Origin of the sequence: Mycobacterium sp. (assembly GCF_049608025.1) — a bacterium.
Classification (GTDB): Bacteria; Actinomycetota; Actinomycetes; order Mycobacteriales; family Mycobacteriaceae; genus Mycobacterium.
Genome location: NZ_JBMYXC010000094.1, coordinates 1 through 4,859, shown reverse-complemented (window position 1 = coordinate 4,859; position 4,859 = coordinate 1). Strand labels below are relative to the sequence as shown.

5 protein-coding genes are annotated in these 4,859 nt (G+C 64.1%); 3 read left to right on the top strand and 2 right to left on the bottom strand.

Annotation, left to right across the window (positions count from 1 at the left end):
- Positions 1-117: 117 nt before the first annotated feature.
- Positions 118-741 (top strand): Rv1363c family protein, encoded by a 624-nt coding sequence (locus ACPGXI_RS17600; protein ID WP_526655258.1) that lies wholly within the window; start codon positions 118-120, stop codon positions 739-741.
- Positions 742-753: 12 nt separating this feature from the next.
- Positions 754-1,548, top strand: coding sequence for a mannan-binding protein (locus tag ACPGXI_RS17595; RefSeq protein WP_526655256.1), 795 nt, complete (start codon positions 754-756; stop codon positions 1,546-1,548).
- Between the two features lie 19 nt (positions 1,549-1,567).
- Here the strand turns inward: ACPGXI_RS17595 and ACPGXI_RS17590 are convergent, their stop codons facing one another.
- Positions 1,568-1,753, bottom strand: a complete 186-nt coding sequence (locus ACPGXI_RS17590) for a hypothetical protein (RefSeq protein WP_526655254.1) — start codon at positions 1,751-1,753, stop codon at positions 1,568-1,570.
- Between the two features lie 194 nt (positions 1,754-1,947).
- Between ACPGXI_RS17590 and ACPGXI_RS17585 the strand changes: the two genes are divergently transcribed.
- Complete coding sequence (locus ACPGXI_RS17585) at positions 1,948-2,367, top strand: hypothetical protein (protein WP_526655252.1); 420 nt, start codon at positions 1,948-1,950, stop codon at positions 2,365-2,367.
- A gap of 53 nt (positions 2,368-2,420) precedes the next feature.
- Here ACPGXI_RS17585 and ACPGXI_RS17580 read toward each other — a convergent pair.
- On the bottom strand, positions 2,421-4,859 hold a 2,439-nt coding region (locus ACPGXI_RS17580; RefSeq protein WP_526655250.1), incomplete at its 5' end, for a beta-1,3-glucanase family protein.

Here is a 4,859-nt window from a genome sequence, read left to right as displayed (position 1 = left end):
GCCGACCCCACTCGCACGGGCAGATACACCATTCCCACTCCGTACGGTGGACCGGTCCTGCCGATCGAGCCACCTCGTTAGGGCCGGTCGCATGCTGAGGCGCAAGGAGACATCACCGTGGCCGTGACCCCCGAGAACGGCGACACCGCAGATCAACCAGACGAGAATGACGTGGCTAATGCCGTCGAGAATGGCGACGCTGAATCAGGCGAAGCAGCAACGGAAGCAGCAACCGAAACCACCGACGCAGAAACCGGCCACGCGTGGAAACGCTCTGCCCGCATCGGGTTGGTCGCCGCGGTCTACCTCGGCGCCTTCGGCCTCGCGGGCATTCTCGGCTGGAAGTTGTGGGAACAGCACACCTTGGACAACGCCGCCGGGGATGCCCAGCAGACGGCTATCAACTACGCCCAAGTACTGACGAGCATCGATTCGAACAACCTGGACGAGAACTTCGCCGCGGTGCTCAACGGCGCGACCGGTGACTTCAAGGACATGTACACCAAAGACAGCATGGAGCTTCGGCAGTTGTTGGTGGACAACAAGGCCACCGCCCACGGTGTTGTCATCGACTCGGCGATCCAGTCCGAATCCAAAGACAAGGTGACCGTTCTGCTGCTGGTGGACCAGACCGTCACCAACACTGCGCGCCCCGACGCGCGCAGTGACAGCAGCCGGATGAAGATCACCATGGAGAAAGTCGACAACCGTTGGCTCGCAAGCACAGTCGAACTGCCATAGGAGCTAGCAAATATGCGGGTAAACCGGATGATGGCGGTGGCGGCCGCAGCGGGGGTCGCGATGGCGGTCCTGACCGCTCCGGCCGCCTCAGCATCGGCTCAGTCGTTCTGCAGCGAGCTCGGCGGGGACTGGGATGGACAGTACTGTCGAACGTCGGTGCTGTCCGAGCGGCAAGCCACCCGGGAGATCAGGGTGGCGATACCGGGTGATCTCATCGACAACCCGACCACCAGCTCCGCGATCCGGCCCTACCTGCGCGACCTATTCACCAACTGGCGCACCAAGGGCGAAACGATGGTCCAGGACAGCTGGGGCACGGAGAACTTCCAGGTTTTCCACCATGGTCCGGCGCTGAGTGTGGTGTTCCACGAGCAATACAACTCCTCCGGGGTCGAGCTCATGAACGCCTTCCGCACCTTCACCTTCGACATGGCCAGCGGCAGGCAATTGCAGTTGGCCGACATCACCAAGCCGGGCGTCGATCCGCTGGTGGCCATCCCACCGTTGGCGGCGCCCATCGTTACCGAGGCGCTCGATCGAGCGCGGCCGCCATACAACCACCCTGGGACGTACCCGTTTACCGTCGACCGATGGACGCCGCCCACGCCGTTCTCCGGCAACTACGAGGCATGGGCGCTTACCCCCAACGAGCTCATCCTTTATATGCCCGACTACCCGGTCGCCCACGACACCCCGATTCGCTACGACAAGCTCAACCAGTGGTCGATGAACGGCGGCGTGGTCCAGGCGCACATCCCGCTCGCTGTGCTCAGCCCGATCCTGCGCCCCGCATTCGGTGGAGCCTAGAACCTCTCCGCTGCGGCGTTCAGGTTGCTCTTCGGTTGGTGACTCGGTAGACCTCGACCTCCTCGGGCAAGCCCTTGAGGTGTTGCGGTCCAAGGCTTTCGAAGATCAGGCCCGATCCGGCCGAGAGGTCGCGTACCGTGCGGCTGGCCAGCACCTCACCTGCGTCCGCCAACGCGCCGATTCGCGCGCCGATGTGGACCGCCATGCCGCTCCACTCCTCACCGCGTCGTTCACATTCGCCGATGTATTCCTCAGATTGGCTCAGCCACTGTCGACAGCCGCTCATGGCCTGGTGGCCGAAAATACAGATTTCAATCTGGCGACATCGCGGACACAACCTGGAAATCACCCGTTCGGTAACCGCGGCCGCCGTGGGACGGCTGCTAGTTTCACATCACTATGGTGAGTATTTCGCGTACGTTGGCCAGCGCCGTCGCCCTGTCGGCGATCGCGGGCACCGCACTGGCCGGCAATGCGCATGCAGATCCGCCGCTGCTCAACGGCACCTTCAGAGGGGCTGACGGCGACCCCATGGCCGTCTGGACCATTGCGACGAGTTGCGGCGCCGCCGGTTGCACCGGCACGGTGGCCAGCAACAAGGGCTGGACCAGTCCCGCCACGTTCACCGGTGGCAGTTGGACCTTCAACGTCACCAGGCCAGGAGCCATCACCTGCGCCGATGGGCGCACTGAGCCTCTCATCGTCTCGTTGTCGGTGGACCCGGTGACGCTGGGCGGTGTGATCACGGCTGACTCCAACTACGGTTGTCCGGGCGGAACCATCACCCGGACCCCGTTTCGCTTAACTCAGGTCAACTGAACTAGGCGTTTTCCGGGTGGGCCGGAACATATGCGCCCGGTGCGGCTGCGCTATCAGCCGTTGAGGACCAGAGAGAGATCGCTCAATGGCTCAGGGTTGTTGAGGATCAGCACGGAGCTTTGGCTGTTGACGTCGTCATAGGGGAAGCCGTAGGCGAAGCCGGCGACGCTGTTGACGTGGAAGAACTGTGCCCAGTTGTTCCACCGCTGCCCTACCGGATAGTAGGCGGCGGCAGTGTCCCAGTCGGCCGGTGAGGTCGCGACTCCGCGGTGGAACGCGGCGTCGAGATGAGCCAGAAACGCGCCCTGCAGCGCGGTGCCCACGAACGGCCCGTCGGCACGGAAAACTTCCTTCGTCGTCGGCTTACTCATGGTGTGAGCCGTGGAGACACCACCTGGATTGGTCACCGTGTACGCCAACCGGTCGTCAGCGTCGATGCCGCCGGTCACCGTGAAACCCGGTCCGTTGTAGACGAACTGTTCGCTCTTGTACTTTGTCCAGAAGTCATCGACGGGTTCGTCGAACCAACTGGACAGCCCGCCGGGCTGTTGTGAGCGCGGAGCCAAAATCCTGATCGGGTTGCCGTCGTCATCTCGGATGATCAAGGTCTGGAATGCATCTGGGACGGTGTCTTCGAACCGCCGGAACACTTCATCGCGGGTCAGGGAGATGCCGCGGGTACCCGAGAAGCCGCTCGAGTTTTGAGTCAAAGTGAAGGTGAACGGGAAGCCGAACTGGTCAACCTGAGTAGTGTTGCCGCCAAAGGGGACTGAGCCGTCTTTGAAGCTGAGCTCGTACCAGTCGTAGATCGTGTCGTAGTTCGGGTCGCCAGGATTGGCCGGATCAGGAGATGCCCAGCCGCTGTTGTCGCCGCTGATGGAGATGTACAGCGGGTCTTGCATCGAGACGTAGATCCGGCCGCCCAACAGTTCCGGCGGAATCCGAAGATTGCCCGCCTCGGACAGGGTGAACGACATGTTGGCGTACTTCACCCCGTCCTTCTGTAGGTGGTTCGGGGCATTGGCGGCGGTGTGGTCGAGAGCATGCGCGACGCCGTCGCGATCGACCCACGACCACTGGCCCGGGGTCGCCTGGCCCATGACCAGCACGTGGATCTCGTCATTGCCATAGACGCCGGTGTTATTGGTCAAGGTCACCGGAAATGATCCAGCGACGACCGCCGGCGGCTCGGGCGCGGGGGTCGTCGGTGGGGTTGGCGGAGGAGTTGGTGTGGGGGTCGGTGATTCACCGGTCAGCACCTGCGGAACCGGGACGATCTCGAACTTCGACGTGCCGATCGTGTCGGCCGAGCCTTCCCTGAACAGACCCCAGTTGTCGTCGCCGCCCTTCCAGGCCTCGTCGGTGAAATTGAAGTAATACATCCCGTCGAAGCGGGCTTCGGGGCCGTAGACGTATCGCGTGACCAGCTCGTAGTACAGCTGCTGATTCGCGGGGTTGGTGACCGCCGGATCGTAACCCGTGCTCTGCCAGCCAGTTTCACCCAGGACGATGGGCTTGGACCCCAGACCGAGCGAGTCGAGCGTATCGGCGAGCGCCGTCTCGAAGGATCTCAGCGAGGCCAGCTGCAGCGCCGGCGTCCATCCTGGATTGTTGCGGTTGTCGAAGAACCCGCCGTAGTCGTGAACGCTCACGTAGTCGAGTTCCTGCACAAGACCGGCAAGGTTCTGCCCCCACTGGCTGGAACCGGGCAGGAACGTCGCCCCGGAGAAGTCGTAGGTCACCGGCAGCGATGACACGGTCTTGAAGTACTGCACCTGGCCGAGTACCTCCGGCGCGGTCAGCGTCGCCGAACCGTTCCAGTCGGCGAGCTGCTCGTTGCCGAGGCTCACTCCCGCCACCTTGTCCACGTAGGGGGCGATGATGGACAAGGCGGAGTCGATCTGTGCACGGGCGTCGCCGTCGTGGGTGATGTAGATGCCCGGCTGCGCGGTCAGTTGCAGGTCCAACCGGGTGATCGCCTCGAGGATGCGGCCGGTGTACTCGTCTGTCCCCCACGTACGGATCATCGTGAAACCGAGGTCGGCGACCTCTTTGAGGGCGTCCTCCATTCGCGTCTGGCCTGCCAGAGCGCCCAGGGAGCCGACGGAGAATCCCACCCCCCGCTCAGGAGTCCAAAAAGCTTGCTCAGCGGCAGTCTGGGCCGGACTCGGGGTCGTGGGCGGCTGCGGCGCGGGTGGCTCCGGAGCGGGGGCCGGCGGTGTGGGGGGAGCCGGTGGTGTGGGGGGCGCGGGCGGCGCGGGTGGCTCCGGAGTCGGCGGCGGGGGAGTCGGCGGCGGCGGTTCTGCCGTCGCGGCAACGTTCACCGTCACCGTGCCGGTGGCGGTGTCCCCGCGATTGCCGAGCAGCCCGAAGGTCAGCATGTGGAGCAGGCCGGAGAACCCGTGGATGTGGAACCCGCCGTCGTCGTCGGAAGCGGTGACTGCGAAGGTATCGGCATATCCCGTGGTGCCGTCCCAGCTGGCTGGTGGGGT